We start from the raw sequence: 21153 nt of genomic DNA on the forward strand, positions 1-21153 counted from the left end.
TGTTGACGAATTTGCAACGGGAGATGTCCTCATTGTTGCTTTAATGTATAATCTTGCCGCTTAAAAGTGACCGATAGTTTAATTCCCCGAAAGACAGGAACGTACACCATGCCAGTGTTACATAACCGTATTTCTAATGAGGAACTGAGGGAGCGCATGCTGGCCGAAACTGAGCCGCGCACCACTGTTTCTTTTTATAAGTATTTCCAGATTGAAGATCCGAAAGCCTTCCGCGATGCCCTTTATATCAGCCTGACGCGTCTGAACGTGTTTGGCAGAATTTACGTGGCGAAAGAAGGGATTAACGCGCAGATAAGCGTCCCGCAAAGCCGGTTCGATGCGTTCAAAACTGAGCTATTTTCCAGCCATCCGGCGCTGGATCAAATTCGTCTGAACGTTGCCCTTGAAGACGATGGCAAATCGTTCTGGGTGCTGCGCCTGAAAGTGCGTGACCGCATTGTGGCGGACGGTATCGACGACGAAAGCTTTGACCCGTCCAATATCGGTGAGTACCTGAAAGCTGAGCAGGTCAACGCGATGATTGACGATCCGGACACGCTGTTTGTCGATATGCGTAATCACTACGAATACGAAGTAGGGCATTTCGACAAAGCGATCGAAGTGCCATCGGACACTTTCCGCGATCAGCTGCCAATGGCCGTTGATATGCTGAAAGAAGACAAAGAAAAGAAAATTGTCATGTACTGCACTGGCGGGATCCGCTGTGAAAAAGCCAGCGCTTACATGCTGCACAACGGGTTTAAAAATGTGTATCACGTCGAAGGCGGCATTATTGAATATGCGCGCCGGGCGAAAGAGCAAGGTTTGCCGGTTAAATTTAAAGGCAAGAATTTTGTCTTTGATGAGCGCATGGGCGAACGTATTTCTGATGACGTGATCGCGCATTGTCACCAGTGCGGCACCGCGTGTGATAACCATACCAACTGCAAAAACGACGGCTGCCACTTGTTGTTTATTCAGTGCCCAAGCTGTGCGGCGAAGTTTGACGGTTGTTGCAGTGAAATCTGTATGACAGAGCTGAAACTGCCGGTCGAAGAACAGCGCGCGCTGCGTGCCGGGCGTGAAAATGGCATCAAGATTTTCAACAAGTCCAAAGGCCTGTTGCAAACCACCATGCATATTCCTGCGCCAGAAAACGACTGATCCGTTTTCAGGATGTAAAAAAGCCCTGACTGGCCTCGCCATTCAGGGCTTTTTCTTTGCCAGCAGGAATTACTTCTCCCGGACGCCTTCAACAGAAATGATCAGCTCAACATCCTGAGAGGCCGGGCCCAAATCGGTTGTGATGCCGTAATCTTTTAGCGCGATGGTGCCAGCGGCTTCAAAGCCCGCACGGTAACCGCCCCATGGATCTTTGCCCTGACCCAACAGTTTCGCCTGTAACGTCAGCGGTTTGGTGACGCCGTTTAGCGTGAAATCTCCGGTCACTGCCAGGTTCTCGCCTTCTTTCTTCACAGATGTCGAGGTGAAAGTGGCCTGCGGATGTTTACCGACGTTGAGGAATTCTGCGCTGCGCAGGTGTTTGTCGCGCTCAGCGTGATTGGTAAATACGCTGGTGGTGTTAATGGTGACGTTGACTTTATCGGCAGAGGGATCTTTTTCATCAAAGGTGAAACCACCGTCGAAATCATTAAAGCTGCCGTACAGCCAGCTGTAGCCTAAGTGCTTGATACGAAATTCGATAAAGGCGTGCTGGCCCTCTTTGTCGATTTTATAATTTGCCGCGCTGGCGGATCCGACAGCCATTAACAGCGATGCCAGCGTCAGGCCCAGGGTGGTTTTTTTCAACATGATGATTCTCCATTGTCCATAAAGTGAAGAGCAGAAAGTGAAACGGATCAGCGACCCAGCATGCGTGTCAGGGTGCTGTCCCGGTCAATGAAATGATGTTTAAGCGCCGCAAGCGCATGTAAGGCGGAAACAATCACAATGCCCCATGCCATCCATAAATGAACTGTTCCGGCAATGTCCGCCTGCTGGTTCAATCCGAAGAGCGTGGCAGGGATATCAAACCAGCCAAACACACTTACCGGCTGGCCCTCTGCCGTGGAAATCAGATAGCCGCTGATCAAAATGCCGAACAGCCCGGCAAACAGCAGCAGGTGTGCCAGCCACGCGCCGAGGCGGGTTTTCGCGCTGTAACTGCTGAGCGGTTTCGGCGGCGGAGAAATAAACCGCCATGCCAGCCGGAATACCATGGCGGTGAAAACCAATATGCCGATACTTTTATGTAATTCCGGCGCACGGTGATACCAAGTGTCGTAATAACCTAATCCCACCATCCACAGGCCCAGCGCGAATAATCCGTAAACGGCCAGCGCGACTGCCCAATGAATCACAACGGAAATATTGCCAAAGCGAACAGGCGTATTTTTCCACAGCATAAAAGACATCTCACTCAATTAGATATTTTCGAAAGCTAAACATTTTGAAACATCTTGGCAATATTTAATTTTCAAAAGTGTCGATTAATTTCACTTGTTCATTAAATTTGATGATAATAACCTTGGCTTGTTCAGTCATTTAGTCTTATTCCGCAAATCATATAAGTAATAACTGGCAACGCAGAGCTGGCAAGGGTTTGTAAGTATTTGTCATGGCGGGTAAAGATGATTCCAGTTCTAAAAATTTGAGTAAATAAATGTGGTTTCATCGGTGATTAATGATTTTCGATGATTTTTTTGCGTTGTGATTCAGAGGGGCGAAAATTCTTATATATAAGTTTACTGATATTCCTAAAGTCTAAATATATCCTAAATAAAACGTAAAGAAAATTAAGGGTGGCGGTTCAGGTGATCGAGATCAGGTTACTGCATATTTCCGCAATTATACTTGCGGGAAAATTTTGTTAGGAATTTCTTTATATTCTTATATCCGATGTCTGCCGTTGCTTGCGCGCTCTTTTCCATCAGGGCAGGCATCCGACATCACACGGAGAGTGACACTATGATGATCCCTGCATTTCGCCGCCCGGCAACGGGCACCCGCTTTAACGCTATTGCCGCAATACTGGCTTTTGTTCTGCTTTATTCAGACGACGTGATTGCTCAGCCTGTCCCTGCGGTCGGCACCGTCACCATTGCTACCCAAACTGACGGCGTCAGCCGCACTTATCTTGGGCGACTTGAAGCCGTACAGTCGGTCAATGTGGTCAGCCGCACCGAAGGGTTTATTGCAAGACGCGCCTTTGAAGAAGGCCAGTTTGTTAATGCGGGTGACCTGTTGTATGAAATCGAATCTGCTTTGCATAAATCGGCTGTTGCTCAGGCGAAAGCGCAACTCGACAGCGCAAACGCGACTGCACGCAACGCACAAACGCATCTGAACCGCATCCAGCGTCTGGGCGATGCCCGCACGGTCAGTCAGTCTGACGTTGATGCCGCCGTCGCTGCGAGGGACACTGCCCGCGCAGCCGTCGCACAAGCGCAAGCCGCGCTGAAAACGCAGGAGCTGCAGCTTAGCTATACGCGCATCACCGCGCCGATTTCCGGGCGCATCGGCGTCAGCCATTTTCACACCGGCAGTCTGGTAAATCCGGCGAGCGGTACGCTGACTGAAATCGTTCAGCTTGACCCGGTTCGCGTAGTGATTTCCGTCAATGAGCGCGATTTTCTCAGCGCCAGCCAGAACACCGGTTCATTAGAAGAGGCGATGTCTGAGAAAAACATGGCGCTGTCTTTGCGCTTATCAGACGGGTCGCCGTATATGACTGTGCCTGCGTTTGAATCGCTGGGTAACCGTATTGATGCACAGACCGGCACCGTGGCGGTCAGGCTGACGGTGGCGAATCCACAACATCGCTTACTGCCCGGCGGCACCGTCAATGTGCTGGCGCAGCCGCGCTCTGATGCCCATCTTCCAGTCGTGCCAGCCAATGCGTTACAACAAAATGAGTCCGGTCACTTTGTTCTACTGGTCAATGCACAACAGCAGGTTGAAGCGCGGGCGGTACGCCTCGGGGGTCAAACGTCTCAGGGCTATTTCGTGCTGGAAGGTTTAAAGGGCGGAGATCTCGTGGTGACGGAAGGTCTGCAATGGATCCAGCCGGGAATGAAAGTGACGACGCGGGACGCACAGGGCGTTTCAACGGCTCAGACAACAAAACGTTAAGGAACGACGATGCTCCAGCAATTTATCAAGCGACCCCGTTTTGCGATAGTTATCGCGCTGGTCACCGCCCTGATTGGTGCGGTAGCGCTCAAAGTCATCCCGGTTGAGCAGTATCCAGATATCACGCCGCCGGTGGTTTCCGTCAGTGCGATTTATCCGGGCGCGAGTGCGAGAGATGTTGCGGAATCCGTCGCCGCGCCGATTGAGGCGCAGGTGAACGGTGTCAGCAATATGCTGTATATGTCATCAAACAGCGGCAATAACGGCAGCTATTCCCTCAATATCACCTTTGCCAGCGGCACCGATCCGGATACTGCAGCGGTGGAAGTACAAAACCGTATTTCTCAGGTTAGCGCGAAGTTGCCTGCCGAGGTGCTTAACACCGGCGTATCTGTGCGTAAACAGGCATCTAATATTTTGATGGGCATCAGTCTGCTTTCGCCAAAAAATACGCATGACATGTTGTTTATCAGCAACTTTGCCAGCATCCAGCTACGTGACGCGCTGGCGCGTATTGACGGTGTGGGCGACGTACAGGTTTTTGGTTCGCGTGACTACAGCATGCGTATCTGGCTTGATCCGCGAAAAATGGAAGCGCTAAATGTCAGCAGCACGGAGATCAGTGCCGCGATCCAAAGCCAAAACGTGCAGGCGGCGGCCGGGCAAATCGGCGCATCACCCAGTCCGTCGATGCAGCAGCAAACCCTGACCATCAGTGGTGCCGGACGTCTCAGCTCGCCGGAAGAGTTCTCCAACATCATCGTGCGTAAGAATGAGCACGGTGGCACAGTTCGTCTGCGCGACGTCGCCCGTATTGAATTGGGGGCGCAGGATTATCAGGTCAACGCGGCGCTCAATCAGACGCCTTCCGCGTTTCTTTCGGTCTATCCCGCGCCGGGCGCCAATGCGCTGAACGTGGCCAATGCCGTGCGCGAAGAAATGACGCGTCAGGCGCGCTATTTCCCGGACGATCTCAATTACGAAATTAAGTTCGACTCGACTCAGTTCGTCAGCGCCACGCTGGATGAAATCGTGGTATCTCTTGCCCTGACGTTCCTGGTCGTTCTGACAATTGTTTTCCTGTTTCTGCAAAGTGCGCGCGCCACGTTTATCGTCGCACTGACCATTCCCGTTTCTTTGCTCGGCACTTTTGCGGTGCTCTACGCGTTCGGTTATTCCGCCAATACGCTGAGTCTGTTCGCGATTATTCTGGCGCTGACGGTCGTGGTCGATGATGCCATCGTGGTGGTCGAAAACGTCGAGCGCCTGATGACTGAAGACCCGTCACTCGGGCGCGTGGCCGCCACCCGCAAGGCGTTGAAGCAAATCGCCGGGCCGGTCATCGCCACCACCATAGTGTTAATGGCGGTCTTTGTTCCCATCGCCGTACTGCCGGGCATCACCGGCGCATTATACCGTCAGTTTGCCGTCACACTCTCAGCGGCGGTGATCCTCTCCAGCATCAACGCATTAACGCTGACCCCCGCGTTGTGCGCGACTTTATTGAAACCTCGTCCTGAAAAACCTGCGCGAGTGTTCAGCGCGTTCAATCGTGGGCTGGATACCGTGCGTGATCTCTATGTGACCGCCACACGTGGCCTCGGCAAGCATGCACTGACCAGCGTGATCACTGTTATAGCCCTCGTGGGAGCATGCGTCTGGGGCTACTCGAGCTTGCCGAAATCCTTCCTGCCGGATGAAGATCAGGGCTACTTCTTTGTGAATGTGCAACTGCCTGATGGCGCATCACTGGGGAGAACTGATGCGGTTCTCGGGCAAATGCAGACGCTGCTGGAAAACGATCCGGCGGTTGACGACGTGATTGCCATCAGTGGTTTCAGCCTGCTGAGTGGCGGCAGTTCGCCAAACTCGGCGTTCGGGATTGTGCTGCTGAAACCCTGGGGGGAGCGCAGCAGCGTGGACCAGGTGATTGGTCGCCTGCAACCGGCGATGGCTGGGATCCCTTCGGCGATGATTATGGCGATCAATCCGCCCGCTATTTCCGGGCTGGGTACTGCCTCCGGGCTTGATCTGCGCCTGCAGGCATTACAGGGGCAATCCCCGCAGGAACTGGCGGCAACCGGTCAGGCGCTGATTATGGCAGCCAATCAGGATCCGCAACTGAGCCGCGTATTCACCACCTTCAGCGCATCAGTACCGGAAATTGCCCTGAGCGTCGATCGCGACCGTGCCGCACAGTTGCAGGTGCCGGTCAGCCGCATCTTCGGCACGTTGCAGACTTCGCTGGGCGGCGTGAACGTCAGTGATTTCATCATCAATAACCGTCTGTTCAATGTGCAGATGCAAAATGAAATGGAAGATCGGCAGCGCGCGGATCAGATTTCAACCCTCAGTGTGCGCAGTGATAATGGTTCGCTGGTCAGCATGGGCAAACTCGTCGATCTCACTCCATCGCTCGGCGCGCCGTTTATCACTCAATACAACCAGTTCCCGTCGCTGGCCATTAGCGGTTCGGCGGCGCCGGGCGTAAGTTCCGGTGAAGCGATGGTTCAGATGGAACATATTCTGAGCGAAAAACTCCCGGCTGGTTATGGTTATGAATGGACAGGAATGTCGTTACAGGAAATTCAGGCTGGCGGTCAGGCAATCCTGATATATGCCGCAGCGCTGTTGTTTGCTTATCTGTTCCTGGTAGCACAATACGAAAGCTGGAGTATCCCGATGGTGGTGATGATTTCAGTTATCTTCGCCGTATTTGGTGCAATCGGCGGATTGCATCTGGCCGGGCTGAGCAACGACGTGTACGCACAAATCGGCATGGTGTTGCTGATAGGGCTGGCGGCGAAGAATGCCATATTGATTGTCGAATTCTCGAAAGCGCGACGTGAAGAAGGGGCGTCGGTCCGTGAAGCGGCGCAGGACGGCGCGAAGCAGCGTTTTCGTGCGGTGATGATGACGGCGATTTCCTTTATTCTTGGCGTTCTGCCGTTGGTGCTGGCCTCCGGTGCCGGCGCAATGAGCCGCCACATCATCGGGGTCACGGTCTTCAGCGGGATGTTGCTGTCAACGACGGCGGGGATCTTGTTTATCCCGGCGCTGTATGTGCATATTCAGCGTTTACGTGAATGGGTGAAATCACGTTAGTTTGCTGCCAGCGATGATCATCAGGAGACAATCATGCGAAAGACCATAGTGACTAATCAGGGACTGAAAATCGTGGTGATGATGGCCATGCTGGTCGTTATTTTCGCGGGTATCAAGTCAGCCGCTGACATTATCGTTCCGTTCATTCTGGCGCTGTTTCTGGCTTTCGTCCTGAATCCGTTAATTGTCTTACTGGAGAAAGTGCGAGTGCCGCGTGCACTCGCGGTGATGCTGGTGGCGACGGTGGTGATTTGCGTGATGGTCTTTCTCACCTCAACGTTGCTGGTGACGCTCAATGAGTTTGCCCGCACATTGCCGCAGTATCGCGGCATCATCGTTGAGAAATTGCGGCAGTACGACGCCTATTTCCCACAAGGTGAACTGACCTTCACGCCGGAACAGTTGGCCGGGTATATCGACCCGGCCGCGACGCTGAATCTGGTGAGTAAGCTGATAAGTTATCTTTCGAATGCCATGGCCGGGCTGTTCTTGTTGCTGATGACGGTCGCCTTCATGCTGCTGGAGGTCACGCAACTGCCGTACAAAATCGAGCAACTCTCCGACGATCCGGGAAAAGGGATGGCGAACGTTCAGCGCGCGCTGGACAGCGTCACGCGCTATCTGGTGATCAAAACTCTGATAAGTGTCGTCACTGGGCTTGCCGTATGGGCGTTGCTGGCATTTATCGGCGTCCGTTTTGCCTTCCTGTGGGGCATGCTGGCTTTCGCGCTGAACTACATTCCTAACATAGGCTCATTCATTGCCGCCATTCCGCCGATTATTCAGACCTTCCTGTTTAACGGCGTGAGTGACGGAATAATGGTGACCGGCGGTTATATCCTGATCAACGTGATTTTCGGCAGCATTATCGACCCAAAAATTCTCGGGCGAGGGCTGGGGTTATCGACGCTGGTGGTGTTTATTTCGCTGATCTTCTGGGGATGGCTGATGGGGCCGGTGGGCATGTTACTGTCGGTTCCTCTGACGATTGTGCTTAAAATCGCCCTGGAGCCCACCGCAGCAGGGCACAAAATTGCTATCCTGCTCGGCGATGGAACGCCTCATCGTTAGGCTTTGTTCTGCTCTTCGATATCCTGCGCCAGTGCTTCAATGCTGCGTAGCGAGGCCATCAACTGTTGGCGGGCGTGAGAGTCTAAGCCATTAAACAACCGGTCGATTGCCGCCTGTTTGGGTTTTTTTACCTGCTCCAGCGCCTGTTTACCGGCTTCGGTAAGCTCCAGCAGCTGCGAACGACGGTCAGTAGGATGGCGTTTACGGATAAGCAGACCGTCCCGATCCATTGCATCAATGGCGTCAGTAATGGTTCTCGGTGATTGCTGGAGCACATGCGCAAGTTCACCCGGACGGCAGGTTCCCTCGTGTGCGATGGCGGTCAATAACTTACCACGGGCAAGCGAAAGTCCCTGAGCGGACATCGCAGCATCGACCTGCTTACGCATAAGACGAATCACAGACAGCAATGTTTCCGTGATTTCTGTGGGGGATACTTCGCTTCTATCAATTACATTCATTTTATGAGGCTCCTCAAAATGAGGCTGGTAATCCTGAAGTCATTGTAGGCTTCTGGATTGAGAGTGCAACCGCGGGAGGCGGAAGAGCCGTTGTTGAGGAGTGCAGAAGGGTTTGCGAATAAAAAAAACCTGAGCAATCAGGGCATTTTCAGATGTGGGCCTTATAAATCATCAAAAGGTCATCTTTTATTTGGCGACTCATTGGTGTGGCAGAAATGTCATCAATAGGCCAGAAAAGATACTTGATCAAATTATAAATGAAACAGAACTCTAGCCGGTTACGTACTTTTATTTTCTGCGCCAGATGTCGTTTATGAACATACACCGTACGGCTGCTGATATTCAATTTTCTGGCGATACGATAGTTGGGCATTTCAGACATCCAGTAGTTCATCACCAGAATTTCCTGATCGCTGAACAACATTCTCGGCAGCCCGGCATTATTTCCCGGCATGTATGATTCAGGTGTTAAAGCAATGTTCTGCAACAATGACGTCAGTGATTGTTTATTGAGAATAAAGACCTCGCGGGTAATCGAAATCGGCTCTTCGCAATCGGGATAGTTGGCATCGATGTAACAGTAAATACGGGCCGTGTGGCGGTATTCAAAGAAAGCTTTCAACTCCTCAGATAATTCTGCGCTATGACAATATTGTGTCATGTTAACGAGAATCACATCAGGTTGGAATTCATGAAGAGATTTTAGTGACTTGGGTATATTCACGGAATCTATAATGTCGAGATTATTATTCTCAACAAGATAAGAATAGATGCCTAAGCGTGTGAATCCACAGGGTTCTATAATTGATAGTTTCATATTACATCCTTGTTGTGCGTATCATTACGCGATAGAAAGCACTCCTGTGATTTCTTAGGCTAGCATATGTTTTTTTCTATAATGCTGTCAATTCGGAAATACCAGTCTATTGATCTGGTTCAAAGCGAAATTAACCCATTGCCACTGAAAAAAGAAACACCGTCGGCAGAATATAGACGACGGTGAGATTTTTTTACATTACTTGAAGCGGGAAAGCGAAAAGGGCTTCAGATTAAAGGAGATAGGAAGATTGTTAGCGAATTGAGCAACAATTTCGCCCAAAACACTGGCGAACTTGAAACCATGTCCGCTAAGTCCGGAAATCACCAGGGTATTTTCCCGGTCAGGTAACGTATCGATGATGAAGTCTTCATCTTCGGTCATGTCGTAAGTGCACGACGCGCCGCGAAGATTAACGCCCACCCCCGGCAGGAAGTGGCGGAAAAAGTTAAACGATTCCGTTCCGTCCTGACTAAAACCACCATAGGGTTTACGCTCTTGCGGTTCAGTGATCCACTGGCCACCATTATGCTTACCGAGTTTTAGTGCGTCTTTTACCGACGGGAAGCCGTAATATTGGTCACCTTGCATCGTCTCCAGCGTGAACGCCGGGAAATGATTCTCTTCGCTGTAGCGTCCATCGGCATGGAACCAGGCAAATACTTTTCGCAGGGGTTTCACTGGCAGTTCGGGGAGAATTTTAGTCACCCAGGTACCGGCGGTAACGGCCAGCTTCGCGCCACGGTACACACCATCGGCGGTAGAAACTTCTACGCCATCTTCCAGCCATTCTATGCTGTCTACCGGACAGTTAAACAATTGCGCGCAGCCCGCTTCCCGTGCCAGACGGATATAAGCGGAGATGGCGATTTCACTTTGCAGGTAACCTGAATTGGGTTCAAAAACGCCGCAGTAACCGTCTGGCAGGGTGAACAGCGGCCACTTTGTGCGGATCTCTTCGGCATCCATGTTCTGAGTCGTCAGGTCATAAGTTTCAGCGCTGTTTTTCACATTGGCGATAAACTCTGAGTTTTCCGGTCCGACATTCAGTACACCGCTGCGATGAAAGACCTTCTCTTCGCTGACCTCCGCAAGTTCGTCCCAAAGCGTTTGCGCTCTTAACAGCATCGGTACGTAACGTGCGCCTTCACCATAGGCGTGACGGATTAGACGCGTTTCTCCGTGATGGCTGCCTGCATTGTGCGGCGGCATCGCACTGTCGATCATCAGGACTTTCAACCCGGCGCGGGTGGCGTAATAACCTGCCGCAGAGCCTACTGAGCCACTGCCGACGACGATGAGATCATAATCCATGTTACACAGACTCCTCTGACGAAAATTTTTAACAATCTGGCTAGGGTCATGATAGAGAGTTTACGGCAGCGAAGGCAAGCAGGGCGGGAACAAAGAAAAAGGCACCAGGATGTCAATCGCTGGTGCCTCAGGCTGGCAGGTAAAGATTAGTGTTTTCGGTGATCACTGTATTCGTACTCATTCGATTCGATCTTTTCTATGCCGGCTTCGAGAATGTGAATCAATTGCCGGGCAACGTCGGTAGTCAACCAAAGGGTTCTGTCTACCTGAGCATTTTCTGGAGTCTGGTCTTTTGAAGACAGGTAATGGAGACGTATCATCATGGCGTCATAAGAGTCGACCGTACTGATATCCCAACCAACAAGCGGGTGTGTCTGAATAACTTCATCATTTCTGTCCATATAGACCCCTTATCTTGTAGTGACTAACGTGAGTGACTATCTGAGGATCAATGCGGCTCATTATCAGGTGAGCTATTTCAGTATAAACAGTTAAATCGTTTTGAGGAGAGTTTGAATCAATTTAATTGTAAAAAAATTGTGTTGATATATGAGGGGTAAGAATTATCTGGGAATTAACGGAAATTTTATTTTCACGCTGAGTGTTTTCTATACAGGCGAGAGGAATAAAAAACCGGACTGCGACGCCCGGTAAAATACTGAAATAGCCTTTCGGCGTGGTTTTAATAAACCTGATTATTATAAATAAGGTATGGCAGCCAGGTTGATTTTCAGGCGTTTCATCGCGTTACTCATCGTTCTGATTTGAAAACCAATCATCGGCACTTTCCCAGGTTTCCTGCAGAATTTCTTCGATCAGATCACGGTCAGTTTTTGCTCCACCCAAAACCGACAGGCTATTTGCACCGGCGTAGCGGACCTGAATATTGTTTTCGCGGTCTGAAAATTGTTTGTTAATTCTTTTACTCAATTCACCTGATAGCGCGTCGAGCGCACCGACAGGCAGAGGTTTGGTTTTATCGATAGTGATTTCAACACGCATAGGACCTCCTGAATAGATTGACTGTATATTTATACAGTCAATCTGCTGTTTACGCAACAAGGAGATGAAGAGAAAATCGCGCGGTGGATTACTGACGATCAACTCTGAACTGCGTTTAGCAGGCTGTCACTTTCCAGTTCAGTGTCTGCCCTGCCAGGAATGGAACAACGCAGTCTTCGCCCAGCGCGATTTCTTCCGGCTGAGTGACCGCCATACGGGTCAGTTCGATGAAATCTTCATTCACCGGCAAACAGTAGAAACGCGGGCCGTTCAGTGAACAGAATGCTTCCAGGTGATGCAGCGCATTCATCTCTTCGAATACCGTAGCATAGGCAGGCATTGCCAGAGGTGCATTGAAACAACCTGCGCAGCCGCAGCTCGATTCCTTGCGGCCTTTGGTGTGAGGAGCGGAATCGGTACCGAGGAAGAAGCGATCAGCGCCGCTGGCGATTACGTTACGCAACGCTTCCTGATGAATATTACGTTTAAGAATAGGCAGGCAGAAAAGGTGTGGTCGCACGCCGCCCACCAGCATGTGGTTGCGGTTAAACATCAGGTGCTGCGGCGTAATGGTAGCACCAAGATACTGATTGCCCTCGAGAACATACTCAGCCGCATCTTTGGTAGTGATGTGTTCGAATACAATCTTAAGTTCAGGGAACTGACGGCGAACCGGCTCCATCACTTCATCAATGAAATACGCTTCACGATCGAAAATATCTACATGATTGTGCGTTACTTCGCCGTGGATCAGCAGTGGCATGCCGATTTTTTGCATACGTTCCAGTACCGGATAAATGGTCTTGACGTCAGAAACACCATGCTGGGAGTTGGTCGTGGCATTGGCCGGGTAAAGTTTTGCGGCGGTGAATACGCCTTGCTCAAAACCGCGGGCGATTTCATCCGGATCCAGAGAGTCGGTCAGATAGCAGGTCAGCAGCGGTGTGAAGTGATGGCCTGCAGGCACAGCGGCCATGATGCGCGCGCGATATGCCAGGGCAGCTTCTACAGTGGTCACCGGCGGCGTCAGGTTTGGCATAACAATCGCACGGCTAAAAACTTCGCTGGTGAACGGTAGTACTGTACTGAGCATATCATCGTCACGAAGGTGAATATGCCAGTCATCTGGGCGGCGGATTTTCAAAACTTGCGGTGTTGCGGTCATCAGGCAAAACTCCGGCATTGAGAGACAAGATGTTGGGATCAGGTGCGGTAATGGGAGCATTAACGGCGGGGAACAAGAATAAGCGCAAAACCGTTGGGTTGCATCTGTTAAATAAACTTCGTATTGAAATCAATGCGGGGAAGGGGTCATAGTAGGGACAGATGTGAGTCGCCGGGCTTGCCGGAGTTACCCGCAAGCAAGACAAAAATAACAGGAGAACTACTATGGAAATCAGAGTTGTTGCCACTATTGCTGCTAAACCGGAGTTTAAGGCACAGGTAACTGAAGCTTTACTTGAGGTGATTGAACCCAGCCGACAAGAAGTGGGTTGCTTGCAGTATGAGCTTCATCGGGATCTCGACAAAGAAGGAACTTTTGTCTTTTACGAACGCTGGAAATCGGAAGACGCGCTGAACCAACATAATAAAACTGAACACTTCCAGCGCTTCGCCGCAAGTCTGGAAGGTAAGCTTGATGAGCTGACTATCCGCCGCCTTAAAACACTGGCTTGATTACCCGCAGCCTTTAACTGTCTTATGCGCCGGAAGTTTCAGGCAATAAAAAACCCGCCGAGGCGGGTTTTTTTATACCTGTTACCAGTCTGTCAGAGTATTACTCTGATGGCATTTCAGGTTTTGTTGCCGGTGCGGTAGCCGTGCTGACGGCGGCATGACCACCTGCAGAACCTTTACCCTCAAAGTCAAACTCAGGGCGAACCCAGTCGCTGTGACGAGCCGGCTCTTGCACGTAAGCTGGCGCAGGTGCTTTGGTCATCGGTGCTGTAGCATGCAGTTTGAAGCGCGGTGCAGCCGCTTCAGTGCTGATCGCCGTTTCCGCAACTGACGCAGCTTCCACAACCGGTTGAACTTGTGCTACAGGTTCAGCCTTCACTTCAGCCTCTGGAGCCGCTACCGGTGCCTGAATCTGAATTTCTGGTTCAGCGATAACAGTGACAGGTTCCACAACAATCGGCTCTTGCGCTTTCGGTGCAACAGCAACCACTGGGGTTTCCTCTACCGGTTCAGATGTTTCTGGTTCAACCAGAACAGGCTCATCGGCAACAGGCTGTGCAGCAACTTCAGGTGCCGCTTCTACAGGTGTTTCTTGCGGCGCAACTTCTGTAACAACAGCTTCTGGCTCAACTTTCGCTGGTTCATTAACCGGCGTTTCCACAACAGTCTGAGGTGCAGCTTCGGTCGTTTCATTCAACACAGGAGTATTTTCCAGCGCGATTTCAACTTGCTGAGCAAGCACTTCTGGCGCTTCGGTCTCATTCACATGCTGTTCATAAGCCTGAGCAACCGGGTAGGTGATCCAGACTTTACCAGATGCCATTTCCGGAGAAACGAAAGCACCAGCCATTGGCATTGGTGATTGGGTCGGATAACGCTCATCGCGGTAGCGACGACGACGTTGACCGCTGACGCGCAGGTGACGCGGCGAACGACGTGAACGACGTGGCATACCGTTTTCACGGGCGTTGTCATTCTGGTTGTCATCGTTATCTGCTGAGTAATTCGTTTCAGCACCGGCTTCTTCATGGGAAGTGAAGGCAGGCTCAACAGGGCGTTCAGCCGGGCGACTACCGGTAATCAGCAATTGCGCAGCAGCTTCAGCTTCGTGATCCACTTCTTCTGATTCGAAGCGTACTTTTTGCGTTAACTGGCGACGCTGACGGCGTTGAGCAGGCTGACGATCTTCCTGGTCGGCATCTTCTTGTACAACAGGTGCGGAGACCACCGGCGCGGCAATTTCCTGAACCACAACATCCTGAACTTTCTCTTCCGGCTGTGTTCTGCGTTTGTCATCAGAACGGCGACGGGAGCGCTCACGGCGAGGTTGTTGCTGCTGCTCATCACGGGCGACAGTTTCAACTTCTTCGATGCGGGCTTCAGCAACAACCGGTTCCGGATTACGACGGTTACGGCGTTGATCTTCACGCGGTTCGCGGTTATTTTCGCGAGTGTCACGGCTTTCGCCACGATTGTCACGATTGTTATCACGGCCTTCACCACGATTACCACGATCGGTGCGCTCACCGCGTTCGCCATTGCGATCACGACGTCCGCCCTGACGACGCTGATTGCGGCGATCGTTGTTGCGACGGGTTTCCGCGGCTTCAGTGGTTTCTGTTTCAGCTTTAGGCACTTCAACAGGTTTAACTTCCTGCTGAGGTTCCGGTGCGAACAAGCCTTTCAGACCGCTCAACAGACGGCTGACAAACCCTGGTTTCTCAGCAACAGGCGCAGCAGGTGCATTGACTGTTGTGGTGCGTGTCTGAACTGGCTCTTCAGGAGCAGAGGTTTGTTCAAAGCCTGATGGTGGCGCTTCGCCTTGCAGGGCAAACGCGGCGAGGGCCGGTTGCTCAGGGCGACGGCGTTCAGACGGCACTTCCTCAGAAGGTTGCAGCATTTCGGCTTCGTGAATCTGCGGAAGCAGGTAGCTCAGTGCAGAAATTTCTTCGCCTTTGCGTACACGCAGAACGTGGTAGTGCGGAGTTTGCATCTGATCGTTTGGTACGATCACTGCGCGCACGCCACCCTGACGTTTTTCGATGGCATTCACCGATTCACGTTTTTCGTTCAGCAGGTAAGAGGCAATAGGTACTGGCACAATCGCATGGACTTCTTTGGTGTTTTCTTTCAGCGCTTCTTCTTCAATCAGACGCAGAATCGACAGGGACAGCGATTCGTTATCGCGCACTGTACCGGTACCGGCGCAGCGTGGGCAGATATGGTGCGTTGACTCACCCAGTGACGGGCTGAGGCGTTGACGGGACATTTCAAGCAGACCAAAGCGGGAGATGCGGCCGATTTGAATACGTGCACGGTCCTGACGAACTGCATCACGCAGACGGTTTTCAACTTCACGCTGATGACGCACAGGTGTCATATCGATGAAGTCAATAACGATCAGGCCACCCAAGTCACGCAGGCGTAACTGGCGGGCAATTTCGTCTGCGGCTTCCAGGTTGGTATTAAAAGCGGTTTCTTCGATATCGCCGCCGCGGGTTGCACGCGCGGAGTTGATGTCGATAGCAGTCAGAGCTTCAGTGCTATCGATGACAATCGAGCCACCGGAAGGCAGACGCACTTCACGCTGGAATGCAGATTCAATCTGGGATTCAATCTGGTAATGGCTAAACAGCGGTATTTCGCCAACATAAGGCTTAATTTTGCTGCTGAAGTCCGGACGGCCCAGAGCGGCAATGTGCTCTTTCGCCAGTTCGAGAACTTTTGGGTTATCGATGAGGATTTCACCGATGTCCGGGCGCAGGTAATCACGAAACGCACGAACGATAACGTTACTTTCCTGATGAATCAGGAAGGGTGCTGGGCGGCCTTCTGCGGCTTTCTTGATGGCATCCCAATGCTTAAGGCGGAAGGTCAGGTCCCACTGCAGGGCTTCTGCGGATTTACCGACGCCGGCAGTACGCACAATCAGGCCCATGCCATCAGGCAATTGCAGAGAAGATAACGCTTCTTTTAATTCAGTGCGGTCATCACCTTCAATCCGGCGGGAAATACCCCCAGCACGTGGATTGTTTGGCATCAGAACCAGATAGCTACCGGCTAGGCTGATAAACGTCGTCAGCGCTGCGCCTTTGTTTCCGCGTTCTTCTTTATCAACCTGAACGATCACTTCCTGACCTTCGCGCAAAACATCTTTGATGTTCGGGCGGCCATGTGAGGAATAATTGCTAGGGAAATATTCGCGGGAAATTTCTTTCAGAGGAAGGAAACCGTGTCGTTCTGCGCCGTAATCTACGAATGCCGCTTCCAGACTAGGTTCAATGCGGGTGATTTTACCTTTGTAAATATTCGCTTTTTTCTGCTCATGGCCCGGACTTTCAATATCCAAATCATACAGACGCTGTCCATCTACAAGGGCAACGCGCAACTCTTCTTGCTGAGTTGCGTTAATCAACATTCTTTTCATCTTAACTTACTCGTTATTTTTCCATTATTGACAGAGCTGCGGGCAAAATGACGTCATGACCGGATAAACCGTTGGCCCCGAGTCTTCTCGCAAATCGTCAACCTCACGGCTGTCGCTTGCATAGGGGCGCATTATTTCGGTAAGTCTGCTTTTGCTGTATTAAAGACACCAGCGTTGTGAAAGCAGCACTTTTATTAGGGGAATAGCTTCTGAATTTAAGTTTACAGATCTCATTCCGTTTGCCGGCCAAGCTGCAACCCGCAGCCCGCTAATTGCTTGATTTCACATTACGTCTTACGCCATTGCTGCGTTTTTGTGCGATCAGGCAAATCTATAATTCCTGCGTTTTCCCTAACTTAAGAGAAACAACGCGGAAAGTGACTTCATTATTCCATTGCAGGCACTGTGATAGCAAGGTGACTTTTCCCGTTATGACCAAGAATCTTATTCATCTGCGAGGTAATGCACATTGCTCGTGCTTTTTATCTGGTTTTCTTGCAGGTTTTCCACGGTAGTTGCTGGTAAGCTATGAGTTAAGCACATAAAAATCTGTGGCGCGAATCGTGCCTGATATTTAGAATCCCGAGCCATGAAAACTGAGAATCCAGCTGTACAATTAATCCCCATTTCTGAAGATGAAGCCGGTCAGCGTATTGACAACTTCTTGCTAAAAATCCTAAAAGGCGTGCCGAAAAGCATGATTTATCGCATCGTGCGTAAGGGTGAAGTCAGGGTTAATAAAAAACGTATTAAGCCAGAATACAAATTATTAGACGGGGATGTCGTTCGTGTTCCGCCGGTGAGAATCGCGGAAAAAGATGAAGCGCCTGTTTCGGCCAAACTCGATAAAGTTGCGGCACTCACAGATTGCATCCTTTATGAAGACGATCATTTGCTGATCCTCAATAAGCCCTCCGGTACTGCGGTACACGGCGGCAGCGGGCTGAGCTTTGGCGTTATCGAAGGATTACGGGCATTGCGCCCGGAAGCCCGTTTCCTTGAGCTGGTTCACCGCCTGGATCGGGATACTTCCGGTGTTCTGCTGGTTGCCAAAAAGCGGTCTGCGCTGCGTTCATTACATGAGCAGTTGCGTATCAAGAGTATGCAGAAAGACTATCTGGCACTGGTTCAGGGCGAATGGCCTTCCCATTGCAAAGTCGTACAGGCACCTTTGCTGAAAAATATTTTGCAAAGCGGCGAACGGATTGTTCGTGTGAATGCTGAAGGTAAGCCTTCTGAAACGCGATTCAAAATTGAAGAGCGCTACGAGTTTGCCACGCTGGTGAAGGCCAGTCCGGTGACCGGCAGAACGCATCAGATCCGCGTTCATGCGTTGCACGCGGGGCATCCAATCGCATTTGATGATCGCTACGGTGAGCGCGAATTCGATGCCAAATTGTCTGGAACCGGCCTGAACCGTCTGTTCCTGCACGCGGCAGCACTGCGTTTTGAGCATCCGAGTACCGGCGAGACGATGCGCATTGAGGCTCCGATGGACGCCAAACTGCGTAACTGCCTCAAGGTATTGCGTGGAAAAAGCGCGTCCCGATAAGTGAATGCTTATAGCCATTTTTAGAGCGAAAAGGGCGCATACATTGCGCCCTTTTTTTGTGCGTCTGACTAAAGCAGCGGATTAACATTATGCCCGCGCAGCATGCCCAAAAGCGCAATCAGCGGTAAACCAATCAAGGTGTTTGGGTCACGACCGGTCAGGCTATCAAATAAAGTAATCCCTAACCCTTCACATTTGAAACTGCCTGCGCAGTCGTAGGGTTGCTCACGGTGCAGATAACCGGAAATTTCCTCATCGGTTAATGCCCTGAACGTGACATCAAAGGTTTCGCACAATGTCTGCGCTTGTGAAGTTCGCGCGTCGAACAGACTGAGGCCGGTATAAAAGGTCACGGTTTTACCGCTGGCAGCGCGCAGCTGACGAAAAGCATTTTCGAATGTATAGGGTTTACCAGTGATGTGGCCGTCGATGACGCAAACCTGATCAGACCCGATAATCAGATGTTCGGGGTGTGAGTTGCTCAGTGCGAAGGCTTTAGATTGTGCCAGTCGCTGCACCAGAACCTCTGGTTTCTCAGCCTCCAGCGGCGTTTCATCAATGTCGGGTGCAGCACAGGTAAACGCGAGGCCGGTCTTATCAAGCAGCGCCTTTCTGTAGACTGACGTAGAGGCCAAAAGCAGTTTTGCAGGAAGTGTTGTCATAATTTTTTTCACAAAGCGTAGCGTTATTCAATCGTACATTTTAAACTGTTGGCCGCTGTGGAAGCGAATATTGGTGAAAGGTGCGGTTTTGAGGCCTTTTTCTTTGACTCTATGTCGTTACAAAGTTAATATGCGCGCCCTATGCAAAAAGTAAAATTACCCTTAGCCGTTGATGCGATTCGTACAGCCCAAAAGCGTTTAGACTACTCCGGTATCTATTCGCCTGGTCAGGTGACACGATTAGCGGCATCAGTGGTGAGCGTTGATTCTGATGTCCAAACTTCTTTGTCGTTTGATATCGACAATCTGCGTCTGGCCGTTATTAATGGTCAGTCTGATGTTACTGTGACTCTGGAATGCCAGAGATGTGGTAAGACGTTTGAGCACCAGGTTCACGCAACATATTGTTTTAGTCCTGTCCGCAATGATGAACAGGCTGAAGCATTACCGGAAGCGTACGAGCCGATCGAAGTCGATGAGTTTGGCGAAGTTGATCTGCTGGCGATGATTGAAGACGAAATCATTCTTTCACTGCCTGTCGTTCCGGTACATGAATCTGAACACTGTGAAGTGTCCGACGCGGACATGGTATTCGGTAAACTGCCTGCAGAGGTGGAGAAACCAAATCCATTTGCCGTATTAGCGAGTTTAAAGAAAAGTAATTAAGGAGTAAGGTCCATGGCCGTACAACAGAATAAACCAACCCGTTCTAAACGTGGCATGCGTCGTTCACACGATGCTCTGACCACTTCCACTCTGTCTGTGGACAAGACTTCTGGTGAAACTCACCTGCGTCACCACATCACTGCCGACGGTTTCTACCGCGGTCGCAAGGTTATCGGCTGATATTTGCCAGCTACTTATTCACGTGATAAGTGCTAGCAAGGCGATACCTTGACTCGTCTAACCCTCGCGTTAGATGTAATGGGCGGGGACTTCGGTCCATCCGTCACAGTGCCTGCTTCATTGCAGGCACTTATCTCTAATTCTGAATTAGACCTTCTTTTGGTCGGAATCCCCGACGCCATCACACCTTTTTTAGCCAAAACCGATCCTTCTTTGTTAGAACGAATCCGGATAATTCCTGCTGAGTCCGTTATAGCCAACGACATGCGAGCGTCGCAAGCTATACGCGCCAGTAAAGGAAGCTCAATGCGTGTGGCGCTGGAACTGATTAAAAGTGGTGATGCACAGGCGTGCGTTAGCGCGGGAAATACCGGCGCGTTGATGGGATTAGCGAAGCTGGTTGTTAAACCCTTAGAGGGTATTGAGCGCCCGGCGCTGATGAGCGTATTGCCCAATCAGCAGCGTAGTAAAACGGTGGTGCTTGATCTGGGGGCGAATGTTGAGTGTGACAGCACGATGCTGGTTCAGTTTGCCGTGATGGGTGCAGTTATGGCGGAGCAGGTGGTGGGGATTACTCACCCTCGCGTCGCCTTACTGAACATCGGTGAAGAAGAAAGCAAAGGGCTCGATAACATCCGCGAAGCCGCAGCTATTTTAAAAAAAACCACGGCTATCAACTATATCGGCTATCTTGAAGGCAATGACCTTCTGACTGGCAAGACCGATGTGATGGTGTGTGATGGTTTCGTCGGAAATGTTACGCTTAAAACCATGGAAGGTGTAATAAGGATGTTTTTGTCACTGTTAAAATCCTCTGGAGAGGGTGGCAAGAAGGCCTGGTGGTTGAAGTGGTTGGGTCGGATTTTACAGAAGAAATTGCTAAAGCGTTTTAGCCATCTCAACCCCGACCAGTATAATGGCGCATGTTTGTTAGGATTACGCGGCATCGTTATTAAAAGCCACGGTGGAGCAAATCAGCGTGCGTTTGCTGTTGCTATCGAACAGGCCGTGCAGGCGGTGCAGCGGCAGGTCCCTCAGCGGATCGCCGCGCGCCTTGAAGCTGTATTACCCAAGAGTGACTGATCGTA

General features: G+C 51.0%; 19 protein-coding genes. 9 read left to right on the forward strand and 10 right to left on the reverse strand.

Annotated features, from left to right (window positions below; genetic code table 11):
- Nucleotides 1-108: 108 nt before the first annotated feature.
- Nucleotides 109-1164 (forward strand): oxygen-dependent tRNA uridine(34) hydroxylase TrhO, encoded by a 1056-nt coding sequence (gene trhO / locus I2123_RS09370; protein ID WP_112167278.1) that lies wholly within the window; start codon nucleotides 109-111, stop codon nucleotides 1162-1164.
- Between the two features lie 69 nt (nucleotides 1165-1233).
- On the opposite strand, the gene I2123_RS09375 is transcribed toward trhO, so the two are convergent.
- Both I2123_RS09375 and I2123_RS09380 read right to left on the reverse strand, forming a co-directional pair.
- On the reverse strand, nucleotides 1234-1809 hold the full coding sequence (locus I2123_RS09375) for a YceI family protein (RefSeq protein WP_213052490.1): 576 nt from the start codon (nucleotides 1807-1809) through the stop codon (nucleotides 1234-1236).
- 50 nt (nucleotides 1810-1859) lie between these two features.
- Complete coding sequence (locus tag I2123_RS09380) at nucleotides 1860-2405, reverse strand: cytochrome b (RefSeq protein ID WP_112167280.1); 546 nt, start codon at nucleotides 2403-2405, stop codon at nucleotides 1860-1862.
- A 562-nt stretch (nucleotides 2406-2967) separates the two neighbouring features.
- On the opposite strand from I2123_RS09380, the gene I2123_RS09385 reads away from it, so the two are divergent.
- Genes I2123_RS09385 through I2123_RS09395 form a run of 3 tightly spaced genes read left to right on the forward strand, consistent with a single transcriptional unit; the run spans nucleotide 2968 to nucleotide 8307 of the window.
- A complete protein-coding gene (locus tag I2123_RS09385; protein ID WP_244879902.1) occupies nucleotides 2968-4131 on the forward strand; it encodes an efflux RND transporter periplasmic adaptor subunit in 1164 nt (387 codons plus the stop codon).
- Nucleotides 4132-4140: 9 nt separating this feature from the next.
- Nucleotides 4141-7236 carry an efflux RND transporter permease subunit gene (locus tag I2123_RS09390; protein WP_213052280.1) on the forward strand — a complete coding sequence of 1032 codons (3096 nt, stop codon included), beginning with the start codon at nucleotides 4141-4143 and terminating at the stop codon, nucleotides 7234-7236.
- Between the two features lie 33 nt (nucleotides 7237-7269).
- Nucleotides 7270-8307, forward strand: coding sequence for an AI-2E family transporter (locus I2123_RS09395; protein ID WP_112167284.1), 1038 nt, complete (start codon nucleotides 7270-7272; stop codon nucleotides 8305-8307).
- On the opposite strand, the gene I2123_RS09400 is transcribed toward I2123_RS09395, so the two are convergent.
- From I2123_RS09400 to pyrC, 6 genes are all read right to left on the reverse strand, one after another.
- Entirely contained in the window at nucleotides 8304-8768 is a 465-nt protein-coding gene (locus tag I2123_RS09400) for a MarR family winged helix-turn-helix transcriptional regulator (RefSeq protein ID WP_213052281.1), read from the reverse strand. The genes I2123_RS09395 and I2123_RS09400 overlap by 4 nt on opposite strands.
- A 148-nt stretch (nucleotides 8769-8916) precedes the next feature.
- Nucleotides 8917-9585 carry a LuxR C-terminal-related transcriptional regulator gene (locus tag I2123_RS09405; RefSeq protein ID WP_213052282.1) on the reverse strand — a complete coding sequence of 223 codons (669 nt, stop codon included), beginning with the start codon at nucleotides 9583-9585 and terminating at the stop codon, nucleotides 8917-8919.
- Nucleotides 9586-9783: 198 nt separating this feature from the next.
- Nucleotides 9784-10899, reverse strand: a complete 1116-nt coding sequence (gene solA, locus I2123_RS09410) for an N-methyl-L-tryptophan oxidase (RefSeq protein ID WP_213052283.1) — start codon at nucleotides 10897-10899, stop codon at nucleotides 9784-9786.
- Between the two features lie 146 nt (nucleotides 10900-11045).
- A complete protein-coding gene (gene bssS, locus I2123_RS09415; RefSeq protein WP_056778730.1) occupies nucleotides 11046-11300 on the reverse strand; it encodes a biofilm formation regulator BssS in 255 nt (84 codons plus the stop codon).
- A 346-nt stretch (nucleotides 11301-11646) separates the two neighbouring features.
- The gene (gene dinI / locus I2123_RS09420) at nucleotides 11647-11901 is read right to left on the reverse strand and encodes a DNA damage-inducible protein I (protein ID WP_056778732.1); all 255 of its coding nucleotides are present in this window, start codon (nucleotides 11899-11901) and stop codon (nucleotides 11647-11649) included.
- A gap of 115 nt (nucleotides 11902-12016) precedes the next feature.
- Nucleotides 12017-13066 carry a dihydroorotase gene (gene pyrC, locus I2123_RS09425; RefSeq protein WP_213052284.1) on the reverse strand — a complete coding sequence of 350 codons (1050 nt, stop codon included), beginning with the start codon at nucleotides 13064-13066 and terminating at the stop codon, nucleotides 12017-12019.
- A gap of 224 nt (nucleotides 13067-13290) precedes the next feature.
- Between pyrC and I2123_RS09430 the strand changes: the two genes are divergently transcribed.
- A complete protein-coding gene (locus tag I2123_RS09430) occupies nucleotides 13291-13578 on the forward strand; it encodes a putative quinol monooxygenase (protein ID WP_213052285.1) in 288 nt (95 codons plus the stop codon).
- 100 nt (nucleotides 13579-13678) lie between these two features.
- Here the strand turns inward: I2123_RS09430 and rne are convergent, their stop codons facing one another.
- On the reverse strand, nucleotides 13679-17005 hold the full coding sequence (gene rne / locus I2123_RS09435) for a ribonuclease E (protein ID WP_213052286.1): 3327 nt from the start codon (nucleotides 17003-17005) through the stop codon (nucleotides 13679-13681).
- A gap of 589 nt (nucleotides 17006-17594) precedes the next feature.
- On the opposite strand from rne, the gene rluC reads away from it, so the two are divergent.
- Entirely contained in the window at nucleotides 17595-18557 is a 963-nt protein-coding gene (rluC, locus tag I2123_RS09440; RefSeq protein ID WP_112167298.1) for a 23S rRNA pseudouridine(955/2504/2580) synthase RluC, read from the forward strand.
- Between the two features lie 68 nt (nucleotides 18558-18625).
- Here rluC and I2123_RS09445 read toward each other — a convergent pair whose 3' ends face one another.
- Complete coding sequence (locus I2123_RS09445; protein ID WP_213052287.1) at nucleotides 18626-19219, reverse strand: Maf family protein; 594 nt, start codon at nucleotides 19217-19219, stop codon at nucleotides 18626-18628.
- 141 nt (nucleotides 19220-19360) lie between these two features.
- Here I2123_RS09445 and yceD point away from each other — a divergent pair, with 141 nt between their 5' ends.
- The 3 genes from yceD to plsX are packed head-to-tail and all read left to right on the forward strand — an operon-like array spanning nucleotide 19361 to nucleotide 21148.
- Complete coding sequence (gene yceD, locus I2123_RS09450; protein ID WP_112167301.1) at nucleotides 19361-19885, forward strand: 23S rRNA accumulation protein YceD; 525 nt, start codon at nucleotides 19361-19363, stop codon at nucleotides 19883-19885.
- A 12-nt stretch (nucleotides 19886-19897) separates the two neighbouring features.
- A complete protein-coding gene (gene rpmF, locus I2123_RS09455) occupies nucleotides 19898-20065 on the forward strand; it encodes a 50S ribosomal protein L32 (protein ID WP_013576249.1) in 168 nt (55 codons plus the stop codon).
- Between the two features lie 48 nt (nucleotides 20066-20113).
- Entirely contained in the window at nucleotides 20114-21148 is a 1035-nt protein-coding gene (plsX, locus tag I2123_RS09460) for a phosphate acyltransferase PlsX (protein ID WP_112167303.1), read from the forward strand.
- Nucleotides 21149-21153: the final 5 nt, after the last annotated feature.

This window comes from Rahnella inusitata (assembly GCF_018288855.1).
Classification (GTDB): domain Bacteria; phylum Pseudomonadota; class Gammaproteobacteria; order Enterobacterales; family Enterobacteriaceae; genus Rahnella; species Rahnella inusitata.